Annotated in this window: 12 protein-coding genes; 7 read left to right on the top strand and 5 right to left on the bottom strand. The window is 73.4% G+C overall.

The window, feature by feature from the left end; translation table 11 throughout:
* The first annotated feature begins 14 nt into the window (after window positions 1-14).
* The 4 genes from R2D22_RS08485 (at window position 15) to R2D22_RS08470 (ending at window position 3659) form a co-directional block, all read left to right on the top strand.
* Window positions 15-2366, top strand: coding sequence for a sensor histidine kinase (locus tag R2D22_RS08485; protein WP_318102345.1), 2352 nt, complete (start codon window positions 15-17; stop codon window positions 2364-2366).
* Between the two features lie 48 nt (window positions 2367-2414).
* On the top strand, window positions 2415-2780 hold the full coding sequence (locus tag R2D22_RS08480; RefSeq protein WP_318102343.1) for a hypothetical protein: 366 nt from the start codon (window positions 2415-2417) through the stop codon (window positions 2778-2780).
* Window positions 2781-2833: 53 nt separating this feature from the next.
* Window positions 2834-3211: a peptidase inhibitor family I36 protein gene (locus R2D22_RS08475; RefSeq protein WP_318102341.1), complete on the top strand. Its 378-nt coding sequence runs from the start codon at window positions 2834-2836 to the stop codon at window positions 3209-3211.
* A 70-nt stretch (window positions 3212-3281) separates the two neighbouring features.
* Complete coding sequence (locus R2D22_RS08470; RefSeq protein WP_318102339.1) at window positions 3282-3659, top strand: peptidase inhibitor family I36 protein; 378 nt, start codon at window positions 3282-3284, stop codon at window positions 3657-3659.
* Window positions 3660-3680: 21 nt separating this feature from the next.
* On the opposite strand, the gene treZ is transcribed toward R2D22_RS08470, so the two are convergent.
* Entirely contained in the window at window positions 3681-5438 is a 1758-nt protein-coding gene (treZ, locus tag R2D22_RS08465) for a malto-oligosyltrehalose trehalohydrolase (RefSeq protein WP_318102338.1), read from the bottom strand.
* 51 nt (window positions 5439-5489) lie between these two features.
* Complete coding sequence (locus R2D22_RS08460) at window positions 5490-6488, bottom strand: GNAT family N-acetyltransferase (RefSeq protein ID WP_318102337.1); 999 nt, start codon at window positions 6486-6488, stop codon at window positions 5490-5492.
* A gap of 153 nt (window positions 6489-6641) precedes the next feature.
* Between R2D22_RS08460 and R2D22_RS08455 the strand changes: the two genes are divergently transcribed.
* The 3 genes from R2D22_RS08455 to R2D22_RS08445 all read left to right on the top strand — a co-directional run bounded on the left by R2D22_RS08455 (window position 6642) and on the right by R2D22_RS08445 (window position 10826).
* On the top strand, window positions 6642-7190 hold the full coding sequence (locus R2D22_RS08455; protein WP_318102335.1) for an FHA domain-containing protein: 549 nt from the start codon (window positions 6642-6644) through the stop codon (window positions 7188-7190).
* Window positions 7191-7343: 153 nt separating this feature from the next.
* Window positions 7344-9527 carry an MMPL family transporter gene (locus tag R2D22_RS08450; protein ID WP_318102333.1) on the top strand — a complete coding sequence of 728 codons (2184 nt, stop codon included), beginning with the start codon at window positions 7344-7346 and terminating at the stop codon, window positions 9525-9527.
* Between the two features lie 171 nt (window positions 9528-9698).
* Complete coding sequence (locus R2D22_RS08445) at window positions 9699-10826, top strand: cytochrome P450 (RefSeq protein WP_318102332.1); 1128 nt, start codon at window positions 9699-9701, stop codon at window positions 10824-10826.
* Here R2D22_RS08445 and R2D22_RS08440 read toward each other — a convergent pair.
* The 3 genes from R2D22_RS08440 to R2D22_RS08430 form a co-directional block, all read right to left on the bottom strand.
* Window positions 10823-11818 carry a helix-turn-helix domain-containing protein gene (locus R2D22_RS08440; protein ID WP_318102330.1) on the bottom strand — a complete coding sequence of 332 codons (996 nt, stop codon included), beginning with the start codon at window positions 11816-11818 and terminating at the stop codon, window positions 10823-10825. The genes R2D22_RS08445 and R2D22_RS08440 overlap by 4 nt on opposite strands.
* Window positions 11819-11951: 133 nt before the next feature.
* Complete coding sequence (locus R2D22_RS08435) at window positions 11952-12587, bottom strand: Ig-like domain-containing protein (RefSeq protein WP_318102328.1); 636 nt, start codon at window positions 12585-12587, stop codon at window positions 11952-11954.
* Window positions 12587-16261 (bottom strand): S8 family peptidase, encoded by a 3675-nt coding sequence (locus R2D22_RS08430; RefSeq protein ID WP_318102327.1) that lies wholly within the window; start codon window positions 16259-16261, stop codon window positions 12587-12589. Before R2D22_RS08430 ends, R2D22_RS08435 begins: the two co-directional genes overlap by 1 nt.
* Window positions 16262-16512 lie beyond the last annotated feature (251 nt).

The raw sequence follows: 16512 nt of genomic DNA, 5'->3' as shown, positions 1-16512 counted from the left end.
CTACTTGTAGTGGAGTGATCACGAAGGGTAGCGACCAGGGGGCGGTCGGAGCACGACCCGCGCGCGACGCCGCCGTCCGGGAGCGCGAGTGGTCGGCGGCGGCCTTCTGCGTGCTGCTGTGCGTGCTGTCCGTACTGGGCTGGGGATCCCTGTGCACGCTCCACCCGCCGCGGGACGGCTGGTACCTGGACATGGGGTCGGACCTGTCCACCGCCCTGGTCGGTCCGCCGTGCGCCGTCCTGGGCTTCCTCGTTCTCGTACGCGCCGCCGACCGCACGGCCGGTTGGCTGCTCCTCGTCACCGGGATCGGGCTCACGCTGCCGCTGATCACCGGGCAGCTCGTCGTCCTGGCCGAGCCCGGTCCACGGGTGCGCCTCGCCGCCCAGCTCTTCGCCCAACTGTGCTCGCTGGCCCACGGCTACGCGATGGTGGTGCTGCCGCTGACCTTCCCGGCGCCCCGGCGCGCCGGCCCGGTCGTCCGCCTGTACGTGGCAACGCTGGCGGCGCTCTGCGTCGGGATCGCGCTCGTCGCCACCGCCGTGGAGGAGGCGCCCGGCGCCGGCGCCCACCCGCTGCACGGAACCTCGTGGGAACGCGCCGCGCTGGCCGTCCTGGAGCCCTGCGCCGCCGCGAACCTCTGGCTCCTGCTGGGCTGCACCCTGGTGAACGTGTCGGTCGTCGCCCGTCGTTGGGGCCGGGCCGGCCGGTGGGCGCGCGGGGAGGCCGTCGTCTTCGGCGCCGCGTATCTCCCCTGGACGTACGGCGACATCGCCGAGGAGCTGCCCGGGCTGCCCCCGTGGACGGTGATCGCGGCCTTCGTCACCGGCGCGGTCGGCTGGTACGCGGCGGTCGCGTACGTCATCGGCAAGGGCGGTATGTGGCAGATCGGCCGCACCAGCCGCCGGCTGCTCGTGACCGCTGTCGTCGTGACGGCCGTCGTCCTCGCCTACACTGCCGCCGCGGCCACGGTCTCCACGGCGCTGCCGGACGCCGACGGCGCCGGGGCGTCCGCCGTCGCGGTCGTCGCCGTGCTGATCGGATCCGGTCTGCGGCCGCTCGCCTCCTGGGCCAGCCGCCGCGTCGACCATGTCTTCCACGGCAAGAGTTCGGTGCCGTACGAGGCGGTGCGCGTGCTCGCCCGGCGCCTGCGCGAGGCGCCGGAGCCGGACGACGTCCCGGTGGTGCTGTGCCGTTGCGCGACGGAGGACCTGCGCTTCCCCATGGCCCTGGTCGAGGTGGCGACCCGCTCCGGGCCGTGTGTCCTGGCCGCCATCGGAGGGCCGTGGCACGGCGAGGGGGCGCACGAGTTCCTGCTGCGGCATCACGACGAGGTGATCGGCACGCTGCGCGTGGCGCCGCGCTCGGGCGAGCCGCACCTGTCGGGCCGGGACGCCGAACTCCTCCAGCTGCTGAGCGACCAGGCCGCGCCCGCGATGGCCGCGCTGCGGCTGATCCAGGACGTACGGGCCGCCCGGCGGCAGCTCGTCCTCGCTCGCGAGGAGGAACGTCGGCGGCTGCGCCGGGAGTTGCACGACGGACTCGGGCCGCTGCTCGCCGCTGCCCGGATGCATCTGGACACCGCCCTGGCGGTGATCCCGCCCGCCGCGCCCGCCCCGTCCACCCCGACCGAACCGGCACGGCACGCCGCCACGCCGTCCGTACCGTCCGCGCGCCCGATACCGGCGCCCGCGGAGACGGCCGCGGGTGTCGAGGCCGCGCTGCGGCCCGCCGTCGAGGCGGTCGTTCAGGCGACGGCCGAGACCCGGCGCCTCACGGACGGTCTCGGGCCGACCGTGCTGACCGAGCAGGGACTCGACTCCGCGCTCCGGGAGCTGGCGCGGACGCTGGCGGCGCCCGGGATGGTCGTCACGGTGGTCACGGACACGGACACGGACACGGACCAGCAACCGGAGCCGGACCAGCACCCGGACCGGCACCCGGACGCGGACCCGGCGCCGGATCAGGGGACGGGCTCGGCGCCGGAACCGCCGCTGCCCGCCGCCGTGGAGAGCGCCGTGTACCGGATCGCGTCGGAGGCGCTCACCAACACCGTCCGGCACGCGGGCGCCACCCGGTGCGAGATCCGGCTCACCCGGCAGGCCCATGCCGCCGCCCTGACCGTCGTCGACGACGGAACGGGACTGCCCGCCCGGGTCCGTCCCGGTGCCGTGGGGCTGGCGTCCATGGCCGAACGGGCCCGGGAACTCGGAGGTGTCTGCGAGGTGACGAGCGGCCCGGCCGGCACCCGGGTGCACGCGGTGCTGCCGACGGCCGCCGTGCCGCCCCCTCCTGTCCCGGCCGCAGGACGGGACAGGGACGAGACCGGCGCATCATGCGCCCGGGACAACGGGCGGCGGAAGCTCTGACCACGGCGCCGGAACGGCCGGCGCGCCCCGTGGAACAGGAACCCTCCCATGACCATGCGTATCCGCCTGCGGTCGGCCACGGCCGCCCTGGCGACAGCGGCGGTGCTCGTCCTGACCGCGCAGACCGCGGTCGCCGCGCCGCAGGGCGTCGGCCGCTGGGACATGCCCAACGGCATCCTGTGGGCCGAGAGCGCCCCTGATCACGTCGACGTGGGCTACCAGCGCACCGGAGACGGCACCAGGGTGTCCATCGGCTGGGTCGACAACGAAGGCGAGCGCCGCTCGCACACGGAGACGCTGCTCACAGGCCGGTCCATGGCGTTCAGCTGGGACAGGGGAGCCCTCTCCGGCCCGTGCGTGACGGTGTTCGTGCAGTTCACCTTCACGCGCGAATCGTTCGAACTGTGCGACTGACAGCCCGCGCCGCGCCCTCACTTCCCGCCGCTCCACGGAGAAAGGCCACCGCCGTGCCGACCGCCCACCGCTTCCTCGTCCTGTCGAGCGTCCTCGCCTCCGCCCTCCTCTCCTCCGTCGCCCCGGCCGGCTCCGCGCCGAGCGGGTTCGACCGTTGCCCCGCCGGCCACTTCTGCCTGTTCGACGGTCCCGACGGCACCGGCCTGATGGCCAGCTTCCGCACGGGCTCGCCCGACCTCGCGCGGCAGAGCATGGACAACCGGGCGTCGTCCCTCGCCGACAACGTCCCCGACACGGTCTGGTGCATCTACGACGAGCGTGACTACGCCGGAACCGAGTACCAGCGCGTGTACCCGGGGGCCGCCGGCAACTTCGAGCCCGAATGGGACGACAGGGTCAGCTCGACCCGCCTCGGCGAATGCAGCCCCTGACGCAAGCCCTGACGCAAGCCCTGACGCAACGCCTGTGACGCAACCCCTGACATCGACCTTTGGAGCTCCCATGCGCGTCCGGAACGTTCTGACCACACTCACCACGACGGTGGCCGCGGTGTCCTTCGCCACCGTCGCCCATGCGGCCTCCGGTCCGCCGTCGGCGCCTCGGGCGGAATGCCCGGCCGGCCACATCTGCCTCTGGGAGGGTGCCGACTTCCAGGGCTTCCAGTGGGGCGGCCCGCCCGAGCCGAACGAGGAGCCCAACGGCTGCGTCGACTTCACCGAGAAGTCGCCCGGATCGGTCATCAACAACTCCGGACGGACGTACTACGTGTTCCGGGAAGGCACCTGTACGAACGCCGGCCGCACCTTGGACCTCCCGACGGGCGAGTCCCCGCGGTTCCCCTGGCGGGTCGGCTCCGTCTCGTGGTGCCGCGGCTGCTGATCGGTGTGGGCCGGCCCCCGTTCAGCCCCGCGCAAGGCCGTTCGCCAGCACCACGCACGATTCCGCGGGCAGCCGCAGCACCCCGTCCGGGCCGGGGGCCGGCACCGGCTCCCAGGCCGCGAGGACGCGGTGTCGGCCGCCCAGCGGGATCTCCGCGGGCTGCCCGGCCAGGTTGACGACGACGCGCAGGTCACCGCGCCGGAACGCCAGCCAACGGGCCTTCTCGTCGAAGGCGGCGCGGACCGCCGCGAGGTCCGGGTCGGTCAGGTCGGGGTGGCTGTGCCGCAGGCCGATCAGCTTTCGATACCAGGCGAGCAGCCGGGCGTGCGGCTCGCGCTCCCGCTCGGCCCGGTCGAGGACGGACCGGTCCCGGGTCGCCGGGTCCTGCGGGTCCGGCACCTCCTCTTCGGCCCAGCCGTGCGCGGCGAACTCCCGGCGCCGGCCCTGCCGTACCGCCTCGGCCAGTTCGGGGTCGGTGTGGTCGGTGAAGTACTGCCAGGGCGTTCCGGCGCCCCACTCCTCGCCCATGAACAGCATCGGTACCGACGGTCCTGTCAGGACGAGCGTGGCCGCGCAGGCCAGCAGGCCGGGGGAGAGGGAGGCGGAGAGCCGGTCGCCGAGCGCCCGGTTGCCGATCTGGTCGTGGGTCTGGGCGTAGCCCAGGAAGCGGTGCGCGGGGGTGCGCACCCGGTCCACCGGGCGGCCGTGGTGGCGGCCCCGGAAGGCCGAGTAGCTGCCGTCGTGGAAGAAGACGTGCCCGAGGGTCTTGGCCAGCGCGGCCATCGGCGCGCGCGCGAAGTCGGCGTAGTAGCCCTGCGACTCACCGGTCAGCGCGGTGTGCAGGGCATGGTGGAAGTCGTCGTTCCACTGGGCGTGCAGGCCGAGCCCGCCGGCCGCGCGCGGGGTCGTCGTCCGCGGGTCGCCGAGATCCGACTCGGCGATCAGGAACGGCTCGCGGTTCTCCGCCGCTCCGTGCGCGTCCACCGCCGCGGCCAGCTCCTCCAGGAACGTCAGCGCCCGCGTGTCCGCGAGCGCGTGCACCGCGTCGAGCCGCAGCCCGTCGATCCGGTAGTCCCGCAGCCAGGCCAGCGCACTGCCCAGCAGGTACGCGCGGACCTCGTCGGACCCGGGCGCGTCCAGGTTCACGGCCGCGCCCCAGGGCGTGTGGTGGGTCTCGGTGAAGTACGGGCCGTAGGACGGCAGGTGGTTCCCGGACGGGCCCAGGTGGTTGTGCACCACGTCCAGGACCACGCCGAGCCCGAGGCCGTGCGCCGTGTCGACGAATCGCTTCAGCGCCTCGGGCCCGCCGTACGGCTCGTGCACCGCCCACGGCGCGACCCCGTCGTACCCCCAGCCGTGCACCCCCGGGAAGGAGCACAGCGGCATCAGCTCCACATGCGTCACGCCCAGCTCCGCCAGCTCGCCGAGCTGCTCCGCCGCCGCGTCGAGCGTCCCCTCCGGGGTGTACGTGCCGATGTGGAGCTCGTACAGGACCGCGCCGCGCAGCGCACGCCGCGGGAAGGGGTGCCGCCAGGGGTACGCGGTGTGGTCGACGACGGCGCTCAGGCCGTCCGGGCCGTCCGGCAGCCGGCGCGAGCGCGGATCGGGCAGCACCGGCCCGCCGTCCAGCGAGAAGCCGTACCGGTCGCCGTCCGCGGCGGGCGCCTCGGCCTGCCACCAGCCGTCCCGGGCCGGGTCGGGGGCCAAGGGGAGCCGGGCGTCGCCCAGTTCCAGCTCGACCCCGTCCCGGGCGTTCGGCGCCCACACTTCGAACAGCACTGGCGGAATCCCCTCGCCGACGATTCGGAACGACGGGAACCATCCTGGCAGTCAGGACCCCGTCGTGCCTGGTACGTCCCACACGAAGTTGATCGCGCGTTGGAAGTTCACGTATCCGGCCCGCGCGAAGGCGTTCGCCATCGGTACGTTGCCGAGGTCGGTCGCGGCCCGGATGCGCGGCACGTCCCGCGCGGCCAGGAGCGCAGTGCCCTCGCGCAGCACGTCGTCGATGTAGCCGTGGCCGCGGTGCGCCGGGAGCACGCCGATGTAGGCGATCGTGTGGTGGTAGTTGTTGCGGGCCGGGACGACGAAGCCGACCGGCTCAGCGGTGCCGGGCAGTTCGGCGATCCGCCACCACTCCCGCGGCGACGCGTAGTGCGCGAACTCCTCGTCGTAGTGCTGCTCCGCGGCCTCCCGCGCGGACAGTCCGGAGGCGAGGTCCGCCTGGCCGTGCGCGTCGAGCGTGCCCGCCATGACCGGCGTCATCAGCGCGACCAGGTCCTCCCGGTCCCGTACCGGACGGAACGCCAGTCGGCCGGACGGCTCCGCCACCGGGGTGCCGGGCCGCCACTCCAGGCGCAGCCGCTCCACCAGCGGCCGGGCGCCCGCCCGTTCCAGCACGGCGAACAGAGTCTCCAGTTGTTCGCGGACCGTGTCGTCCTCCCGCCAGTCGGAGGGCAGGAACCGCCCGTACTCCGGGCGCGGCGCGCCGGCCGGGACGACCGCGGCGGTCGCCGTCTCCAGCAGGCGCAGGCCGGTCGCGATCCGCTCCTCGGCCGGCAGCGCGGGGTCGAGGTCGAAGAAGTCCAGGGCCTGCGGCTCGCCGCCGGGGACACCGGTCCACCAGGCGATCCGGGCCACGACGCGGTCGCCGCGCAGCGCGACCCACATCCATTCGGGCAGCCTGCGCCCGGTCCCCAGGTCCTCGGCGAGCTCGTCGTCGAGGACGTACTCCAGGCCGAGGAACAGGTCCAGTTCCTCCGGTCCGGCGAGCGGGCGCAGCACGAGGCCGTCACGGGATTGCGGCGCGGGTGTCCGGGCAGTGGTCAAGAGAGGTTCCCCCAGGTGGTCGAGAGCGCAGACCGTATCAACGATCTTGAACGGCCGGTACCGGATTGCGCCGGGGCCCGGCCGGGCCGCCTCACGGTGCGCCGGGACAGCGCTTCTGGACACTTCGGGCCCTTCGGCCCGACAATCACGTCTGTGACGACCCCTTTCGAGTTCCCGACGCATTCCGCTCGGCTGTCCGACGCCGAGCGGGACCGTGCGCTGGTGATACTCCGGGAGGGCGCGGCACAGGGCCGGCTCTCGCACGACACCTTCCTGTTCCGGATGGAGAAGGCCCTCGCCGCCCGCCGGCCCGACGAACTCGCCCTGCTCACCGCCGACCTGGAGTCCGAGGGCCGCTGGTCCCGGCGGGTCTTCGGGGCGGTCGAGCGGGTGTCCGCGTTCACCGCGCGCCTCGGCCGCGCCTGGACGTCGGAGCGCCTGCCGAAGCTGCTGCTGCCCGAACCGGGTCCACATCCGCTGCGGATCGGCCGCGACCCGGTGAACGGGCTGCGGCTCAGCCACGAGACGGTGTCCCGGCTGCACGCCGAACTGATGCTGCACCGCGACGTGTGGCTGCTGCGCGACCTCGGCTCGACCAACGGGACGACGGTGAACGGCCGCCGGGTCACCGGCACGGTCGTGGTGCGCGCCGGCGACATCGTGGGCTTCGGCCAGATGAGCTTCACCCTCTCCCACCGCTGAACCCGCCCGCGTGGCAAGGGAGTTCCCCTAAGGGACCTCAGGGTGGGGGTAACCCCCGACGCAGACGCCGGGAACCGCCAGTGACTGGGACCCGCCCGGGGCGGAAGGCTGACTCCCGTTCGAGCAGTCAGTCGTCCCAGAGGGGGTGCCCGCATGTCGGGCAGAGTTCCGGTCACGGTCCGTACGGCGCGGTGGTGCGCCACACATCCGGGGAAGGCCGTGGTCGGCTGGCTCGTGTTCCTCGCGCTGTGCATCGGCGCCGGAGCGGCGGCCGGCACCAACAAGGGCACCTTCGAGGACTTCTGGATCGGCGAGGCCGGCCGCGCCGAGGCGATGGCCGCGCACAGCGGGCTCACCCCGCCGCCCGTCGAGCAGGTGCTCGTCGAGGCGGCGGCGAAGGGCGCCCGCCCCGAGGCCGCCGCCGGGGAGATTCGCCGCCGGATGACGGCGCTCGCCCCGGTCGTGGTGGACGTCGCCGCGCCCGTCCGCAGCGCCGACGGCTCGGCGCTGCGGATCGCGGTCACGCTGCGCGGCGACCGGGAGACCGCGAAGAAGGACGTCGACGCCCTGCTGGCCGAGACGGCCGCCGTCCGGGCTGACCACCCGGAGCTGCGGATCGAGCAGACCGGCAGCGCCTCCATCTCCGTCGCGGTCAACGACAAGCAGGGCCAGGACCTGCAGCGGACCGAGATGATCAGCCTCCCGGTCACCTTCCTGATCCTGTTCGTCGTCTTCGGCGCGGTGCTCGCGGCCGGCATCCCCGTGCTGCTCGCGCTGTCCGCTTTCGCCGGCTCGGTCGGCCTGTACGGGCTCGCCTCCTGGGTCTTCCCGGACGCGGGCGGCGCCGCGCTCAGCGCCATCTTCATGCTGGGCATGGCGGTCGGCGTCGACTACTCGCTCTTCTATCTCAAGCGGGTCCGCGAGGAGCGGGCCCGTACCGGCGGCACGCTGTCCCACACCGCCGCCGTCGAACTGGCCGCCGCGACCTCCGGCCGCGCCGTCGTCGACTCCGGTCTCGCCGTCTCCCTGGCCCTCGCCGGGCTGTACGTCATGGACGACGTGATCTTCTCGTCGATCGCCACCGGCTCGATCCTCGTGACGCTGGTGGCCGTGGTCGGCTCGCTGACCGTGCTGCCCGCGGTGCTGGCCAAGCTCGGCCCGCGGATGGACGGCCGCCGGCTGCGCCGCCGCGCCGCCCGGAACCCGCAGGGTGCCCGGCAGGAGGGCCGGCTGTGGGCCGCGCTGCTGCGCCCCGTGATGCGCCGTCCGCTGCTCGCGCTGGTCTCCGGCGTCGTCGTCACCGCCGCGCTGGCGGCACCCGCCCTGGGCATGAAGCTCGGCACCGAGGGCAAGGAGACCTTCCCCGACAGCATCCCGGCCGTCGCGGCGTACGACCGGCTCGTCCGGCACTTCCCCTCCGCCGGCCCCGCGCACCTCGTCCTCGTGCGCGGCGACGACCCGGCCGCGGTGCTGGGCAGGCTCGCCGCCGCGACCCGCGGCGACGCCCTGTTCGCCCAGGACACGGTGCCCGTGCCGAGGACCGCACCGGACGGCCGGACCGCGCTGCTCGCGCTGCCGGTGCCGTACGCGCAGAACTCGGCCGAGGCCACGGAGTCCCTGGCGAAGCTGCGCGGCGAGCTGCTCCCGGCCGCCGTGGCCGGCGCGGGCGTGGAGACCGCGGTCTCGGGTGAGATCGCGGGCGGCGTGGACTACGCCGCGCACCAGGAGAAGCGGCTGCCCTGGGTGATCGTCTTCGTCTCGCTGGCCGGCCTCGTCGTGATGTACGCGGCGTTCCGCTCGCCGGTGCTCGCGCTTCTCGGCACGGCGCTCAACCTCGCAGCGGTGACGGTGTCCTGGGGCATCCTCACCCTGGTCTTCCAGGGGACCTGGGCCGAGGGGCTGCTCGGGTTCGAGTCGCTGGGCTTCGTCGGCTCCCGGACCCCGCTGCTCGTCTTCGGCATCCTGGTCGGACTCTCCACCGACTACCAGATCTTCGTGGTCAGCAGGATCCGCGAGGCGGTGCGGCGCGGAGTGCCGACCCGCACGGCGGTCGTGGACGGCATCGCGGGCTCCGCGAGCGTGGTGACCAGCGCGGCCGTGATCATGGTGTCCGTCTTCGCGGCCTTCCTCTTCATCGACCGGATCGAGATGAAGCAGCTCGCGGTCGGCCTGACCGCCGCCGTCCTCTTCGACGCGATCGTGCTGCGCGCGGTGATCCTGCCGTCGGCCATGGCCCTGCTGGGGGAACGCTGCTGGTGGCCGCGCCGGCCGGGCGCCGAGCCGGCGCGCGAGGCGGTGGCGGCCGGGGGCGGTCGCCCCCGCCCGGTCCGGGCCTGAGTCCGACCCCGACCCCGCGCACACCGACGCCGCCCCGCACCCCGGGGCGGCGTCACCCGTTCGGCCGCACGCGGACTGCGGGCGAGGCGCGCCGATGGTGAGCTGGGGCCAGGCGCGCCGCGACGGAGCGGCCGCGGTGATTCCGACGGCCGCACCGAGCGAGGGGGCCCGATGGCGCAGGAACTCCAGCCCGACATGCCCGGCACGCCCGGCACGACCGGCGCCCCCGTCACGACCGGCGCCCCCGTCACGACCGGCGCCCCCGGCACGACCGGCGCCCCCGTCACGACCGGCGCTCCCGTCACGACCGGCGCCCCCGGCACGACCGGCGCCCCCGTCACGACCGGCGCTCCCGTCCCGTCCGTCCCGCCCGTCACGTACCCGTCCCGGACCGTGCCGCCCAGCCCGCTCCAGCCGGGCGCCGGGCGCGACCCGTACCGGCTGTACCGCACGCTGCGGGAGGAGTTCCCGCTCACGTACGACCCGCTGCTGCGGGCCTGGCTGCTCAGCCGGTACGCCGACGTGGCCGCAGCGCTCACCGACGCCCGCTTCGGCCACGGCCACCGGCCCGGCGACCCGCCCTGCGCCACCGGTCACCAGGACGTCGACGAGGCCGAGTTGCGGGCCGTCGCCGCGCGGACCGCCCATGTGCTGGCCCGCCGGCTCGCCGGGCGGACGCAGGTCGACCTGGTCGCCGAGTTCTGTCACTGGCTGCCCGCCGGAACGGTCGCCGCCGCGGTCGGCGTCCCGTACCGCGACATGATGCGGCTGGTCCGTGGCCGGGCCGCGAGCGCCCTCGCCGGGCAGTGCACCGCCCAGATCGCCGTCCGTGAGAAGGCCCTCGCCTCGTTCCTGGCCAACGTGCTCGACGACCCGCTGCGCGCCGCCGAGTTGCGCGAGGCGCCCGCCGGGGTGGTCGCCCGCGCGTGGACCGAGTCGCTGCGCCGCGACCCGCCCGTCCAGGTCGCGATGCGCCGCACCACCGCGGACGTCCCGGTCAGCGGGGGGACGGTGCCCGCCGGGGTGGCCGTCGCGCTGCTGATCGGCGCGGCGAGCCGGGACCCGGAGCGGTTCCGCGACCCCGGACGGTACGACCCGGACCGCGACGACCCCGGCCAGCTCACCTACGGCACCGGCCCCTGCCCCGCCGTCCTCCTCGCCGGCCTGGAGGCCGAGTACGCGCTGCGCGCCCTGTTCGACGCCATGCCCCGCCTCACCCTCGCCCCCGGCTTCCGCCCCGAACAGACGGGCCTCATCACCCGCGCCCCCCGCACTCTGCTGGTCCGCCCCGGCGGCTAGCGCCTCTCGCCGTCCTGCTCGGCGTCGAGCCAGCCCTGCCGTGCCGCGTGAAAGCCCAGTTGCATGCGATTGCGCACCTTCGCGGTGTCCATCAGCTGTCGGATCCGGCGCTGCACCGTCCGGGTGGAGGTCTGCAGTTGGGTGGCGATCGCCTGCTCGGTGAGGCCGGTCAGCAACAGGCTGAGGATCTGTGTGCCCAGATCGTCGAGGACGGGCGCGCTCGGTGAAGCGCCCGCCGAGGTGACGAACGGGGTCGCCTTCTCCCACGCGGACTCGAAGAGCGCGATCAGCGCGTCGAGCAGACTGCTCTCGCGCACGAGCAGGGCTCCCGCTCGTACGGAACGGGTCGAACCGAGGAGTGGGACGACGGCCAACTCGCCGTCCACGACAAAGAGTTTCAATGGGAGGGTGTCGGCGATCCGGACGTCCTCCCCCGCGGCCCGCGCCCGGCTGATCTCGTCGAACGAAGGGGCTCCTTCGTCCAGCATCGAGCGCTCGAGGATCACGCGGTAGCGGACGCCGCGCTCCATGACCGCGCTGTCGGTCATGCTGCCGGGCGAGAAGAACGGCGCCTTGACGAGGTTCATGATCTCTTTCCGCGCGCCGAGTTGTATGTGCCCGACGCGTTCGCGGATGGCCTCGGTCCCGTGGATCACGTCGACGACCTCCGCGACGCCGCGCCCGAGGGTGGCCGCGCGGTAGATCTCGTCCAGCGAGTCGAGTTCGAGTTCCGCCAGTTTGAGTTCGTGCTGCCGCTGGACGAGGAGCGCCCGCAGCGCCGCCGCCGGCGGGGAGGCGACGAACCGGGTCGTGTCGCCGACGCTGCGCGCGGCGAGCCCCTGGCCCTCCAGCCGGACGAGGATGCGCACCACCAGGAGGGAGTTGCGGCCGACGAGTTCGGCGAGTTCGGCGGGTGTGGCGGAGGCCACCGAGACCAGGGTGCGGTAGGTGTCCGCCTCTTCGGGGGTGAGCCCCAGCACGTCCGACAGCATGATGCTCCTGTGCTTGTCCTCGGGTACGTCGGTCGGGCGCCCGTGTCCTGGAAGGAGCACGCCGGGGCCGGACACGTGTGTCCGGCCCCGGCCGTGGCCCCTCAGGGGCGCTTCACCGTTTCGGCGGTCCGCCTCAGCGCAGTCGGTACGCCTGCGGGATCGTCTGCTCGACGGTGTTGCCCGCACTGTCGGTCGCGCTGATCCGCAGCGCGACCCCTCCGGACGCCCGGTCCCGACTCGGATGCGTGATGCGCGCGGTGAAGGTGTTCTTCCCGCCGGCCGTGGTGGTCACCGGCTTCCAGGTCTTGCCGCCGTCGAAGCTGGCCTCCGCCCGCAACCGGGTCACGGTCGGCGGCGTGCCGAGCCGGTCCTGGTAGTAGCCGGTGACGGTGACGGGGTGGGCCTCCTCGGCCGGTGCGGTGTTGTCCAGGCCCAGGCCGAAGTCATACCGGAGGAAGATGAGCGGCTCCGGACGGCACGGACCGGGCTCCTTGACGACGACGTCCGCGAGGCACGGCTGTGACGTCGGCGTGTCGGCCTTGGTCGGCCGCTCGGAGGTGTACCCCCACACGGTCTTGACCCCGTCGGTCTCCGCCCGGAACGAGTAACGGGCGGATTCCGCCGGCAGGTCGTAGGCGATGACGTCGGCCTTGCACCCCACCAGGGCGAGCATCGCCAGGGCGGCCGAGACCACCAGCTTCACCTTCCGGCGCCGACTCGACGGCGCGGCCGCGTTCATCGGAGCACCCTCCATTCCCATGTCGGTCATCACCGCTCGCTCCTCGACGTCAGGTCCGACGCGTCGCCGGGCTCGCCGAGCTGGAAGGCGAACTCGACCGGGTGGAGCTTCTGCTCGATCTCACGGCCGGTGTCGTCGAAGAGGCCCACGCGGCAGGCGGGGGGCTCGCAGGCCTGGACTCCGTAGATCAGATGGGCGATGCCCGTGTCGTTCAGCATGCCCATCATGGCCTGGCGTCCGCCCCCGCCGCTGGTCAGGTACAGGGTGGGCCAGAAGCGGTCGCCCTCCCGGCAGCCGGCGCACGGCAGGCCGGTGTCGGCGGTGAAGCCCGACGCGGTGCGGACCGGGGGTGCCGCGCCGGGAAGGGACGGTCCCTCGTTCCAGTCGATCGTGTTCTTCGCCCCGAGCAACCGGTCCTGCGTCTCGCTCGGGCCCGAAGGACCTGCCACGGACGGCGCGAGATAGTCCCTGACGGACATCTCGAAGCGGTCGATCGCCTCGGCGTTCCGCGGCCCCACCCAGGTCGTGAACTGCCGCTGGCTGTCCGGCTTGGGCAGCATGCTCTCCTCCGTCACCGGGCCGGACTTCGTCATCCGGTTCCAGCTGAAGTGGGGAATCGCGCCGGGCCGGTCGGAGTGGAAGCGGTGATCGACGCGGTCGAGATCCCGGGAGTCGACCCGGTACGGCAGGTTGCCGGGAACCCGTCCGGGGGAGTCGAACGCCAGAGCGTAGGCCTCGGACACCTCACGGCTGCCGCCGAGCGCGATCCGGACGTCGGCCTTCGCTCCGTCGATCCGCCGGATCAGGGTGTCGGCCTGGGCCGGAGGCACGGTCACGATCGGCAGCGCCGCGTACGGGTCGACCGGCGGACAGCTGTCAGGGCCGTTCTCGCACTTGTACTGCCGGAACGACTCGTACTTCAGCAGGGCGACCCGGTCGGTCTCGCCGGTCACGAGCACCCCGACCGCGCCCGCAGCGGCGGCCGCCGCCACGCGCTTGCGCAGCGCCGTGAAGTCGCAGGTCGTCGTGCAGATGTCGGTCGGCTTCAGCAGCACCAGCGCACCCTTGGCGTCGACCCCGGCGAGTTCCTCGGCCGAGCCGGTGCCCGCGTGGACGACGCGCTTCGTCCCGTTGACGGGCAGCCGGGGGATCGCCGACCGCACGAGCGTGGACACGGGCTTGCCGTCCTTGGTCCACCGCTGGTTTCCGCCGTTGATGGTGGTGTCCGGTGTCGCGTAGCGGGCGTCCAGGCCGAACGCGTCGCCGTTCCCCGTGACCGTCATCGTCACCGACGGCGGAACGAGAACGTGCCGACTGAAGAAGTCGAGCGTCCCGAGGCTGACCTCGCCGGTGGTCGGCAGCGCCCACCAGTGCGGGTCACCGGGACCGTACTCGGCGCTCAACGAGGCCGTGATCCCCCAGGCTCCGTCCACGGAGACCCGCTGGGTCTTGAAGAGTGCCGCGTACGTCTCGGTGGGCTCCGGGGTGTTCACCCTGATGGGCTTGACCTTCCGCAGGTCCAGCTCCACCGTGGTCGCCCCGGCGACCTTCACCTCGGGCACCAGCGGCGCGGCCATGTGCTTCTCGCCCGCCGCGTCACGCCACGTCACCCCGATGGCCGCCGTGACCGTGCCGGCGAAGACCCGTGCCCGGATCGTCTCGCCGCCCGGGACCGTCAGCGGCTTCTCGTACAGCTTCAGCTTGTCCTCGTCGACCGGGACGATCAGCGCGCTGCCGTACGAGACATCGGTGGCGCCCGCCGGAGGAACGATCCTGATGTTCAGGTCGTGGCGGATCGGCTCCACATAGGTCGAGATCCGCGTCGATCCGAACAGTGTCCCCGCGCCGTCCTTGGCGGTCAGGACGCCGGAGTACGCGCCGTACTGCCCGGAACTGTCCACCGCCCTGCCGTCCATGGTCACCGTCACGTCGGCCGAGCCCTTGGCGGGCACGGTGACCTGGTCGGCGCCGAGGGCGAAGAGCCCGGCCGGTGCGGGCTTGCCCGCGGAGGAGGCCGAGGCGGACAGCGCGAGCGTGATCGGCTCGTCGGTCACGTTGGTGTAGGTGACCGTCCTGGAAACCGGCGCGTGCGGATACTCGGCTCGGCCGAAGCTCAGGTTTCCGTCGGGGATGATCTTCGGGTCGATCGCCCGGGCCACGTCCACCCGGCCGGCGCCCTGCGCGAACAGGTCGTGCCCGAGGTCCTTGGACGTCGCCATCAGCAGCGACTTGATCTGCCGCCCGGTGAAGTCCGGACGCTGCTGGGCGATGATCGCCGCGGCGCCGGCCATATGGGGCGTAGCCATGGAGGTGCCGCTGGCGGACGTGTAGTAGTCGTCCACGGGCTTGCCCATCCCGGTGCCCTTCGCGCGCGCCGCGACGATGGCGACGCCCGGGGCCGAGATGTCCGGCTTGACCGCGCCGTCCCCGACGCGGGGTCCGCGGCTGGAGAAGCGGGCCATCTGGTCGCTCTTGTCCACGGCCGCGACGGTCAGCGCCTCGTCGGCGGCACCCGGCGCCCCGACCGTCTCGGAGTCCGGGCCGGCGTTGCCCGCGGCGATGACGAACAAGGTGCCGTAGGTGCGGCTGAGCGCGTTGACCGCTGTGCTCAGCGGGTCCCTTCCGTCGGAGGGCGCGCCGCCGAGGCTCATGTTGACCACGTCGGCACCGGACTTGGCGGCCCACTCCATGCCGGCGATGACCGAGGAGCCGGCGCACGAGCCGTCCGCACCGCAGACCCTGCCGACGGCGAGCTTCGCACCGGGCGCCACACCGCGACGCAGCCCGTCGGAAGCCTGTCCGGTACCGGCGATCGTGGACGCCACATGGGTACCGTGTCCGTGTTCGTCCACCGCACCCTTCGGGCTGTTGGTGAAATCGACCGCCTCGGCGATCCGGCCGGCGAGATCGGGGTGGGTGGCGTCGACGCCACTGTCCAGCACCGCGACCTTCACGTTCGCGCCGTCGTAGCCGCGGGCCCAGGCGGCGGGCGCGCCGATCTGCGGTACGGACTGGTCGAGCTGCAGCTTCGTCAGCTCGTCCAGCCACACCTTCCCCACCCCGGCCAGCGGGCCGGAGGCCCTGGAGGCGGCGGCGGACTTGCCGGTGGTCTTCTCCCGCACCTCTCGCCACCACCGGCCGTCGCCCTTGACGCTCATCGCGCGGGCGTTGATGCCCGGCAGGACGGACTTGGCGGTCGTACCCGTCGGGGGCGTTGCCGTCCGGGCACTGGCTTTGCCGGTGTACGTGGCGATCACCGGGACCTCGCCGGTCCTGCCCGCGGTCGTCCAGTCGGCCAGCTTGGCCAGGTTGAAGAGCTCCCAGTCCAGCAGGTCGGCGCGGAGCAGCGACAACGCGTCCTGCGGGACGACGTAGACCTTGTCGCCCCGGGTGACGGTGTGGAAGAGGACCGACTCGTTGCCGGGCCGCGTCGCGGGCACGATCTCACGGACGACCGGCTTCCGGTCCTTCGTGATGCCGATCTGCACCTTGTCGCCGGTCACCAACGTCAGTGACAGGTTCGCTCGCGTTCCGGCGGCGGCCTTGAGGAGGCTGTCGCCGACCGAAGCCGGCAGGTTGAGGGAAGTGGGAGAAGACGGAGCCCGGTTGGGGTCGGAGGCACTCGCCGCGGTGCTCGACATGACCGTCCCGAGGACAGTGATGCCGGCGGCCGCCGCGGCCAGCCGTCGCCCGAAACGCCTCATCGCGAGGCCTCCTGTGATGTCGTTCTTCCGGCTTCGTCGTGAAAATGGCGCGGGGGATGCATGAGCGTCTCCAACTCGTCGTGAGAGAGAAGTTCTTGCTGCATCAGGCACTTTCGGGCGCTGCGTGGACCGAGGCAACGGATCAGCTGTGGCGGACTTGGTCCTTGTCACGAACCCGCCACGACACTCGGGCGGAAGGCAGGCGGAGGCACGCCAAGGTGCCCGCGGTCAGGGCAGACCGTCGGCGCTGC

Source organism: Streptomyces sp. HUAS YS2 (genome assembly GCF_033343995.1).
Taxonomy (GTDB): domain Bacteria; phylum Actinomycetota; class Actinomycetes; order Streptomycetales; family Streptomycetaceae; genus Streptomyces; species Streptomyces solicathayae.
This window is presented reverse-complemented; position numbering and strand designations above follow the sequence as displayed.

Coding starts and splice junctions, on each gene's coding strand:
- R2D22_RS08450 (WP_318102333.1), top strand. CDS start 7,344: ATGTCGGGCAGAGTTCCGGTCACGGTCCGTACGGCGCGGTGGTGCGCC.
- R2D22_RS08430 (WP_318102327.1), bottom strand. CDS start 16,261: ATGAGGCGTTTCGGGCGACGGCTGGCCGCGGCGGCCGCCGGCATCACT.
- R2D22_RS08440 (WP_318102330.1), bottom strand. CDS start 11,818: ATGCTGTCGGACGTGCTGGGGCTCACCCCCGAAGAGGCGGACACCTAC.
- R2D22_RS08470 (WP_318102339.1), top strand. CDS start 3,282: ATGCGCGTCCGGAACGTTCTGACCACACTCACCACGACGGTGGCCGCG.
- R2D22_RS08435 (WP_318102328.1), bottom strand. CDS start 12,587: ATGACCGACATGGGAATGGAGGGTGCTCCGATGAACGCGGCCGCGCCG.
- R2D22_RS08445 (WP_318102332.1), top strand. CDS start 9,699: ATGGCGCAGGAACTCCAGCCCGACATGCCCGGCACGCCCGGCACGACC.
- R2D22_RS08480 (WP_318102343.1), top strand. CDS start 2,415: ATGACCATGCGTATCCGCCTGCGGTCGGCCACGGCCGCCCTGGCGACA.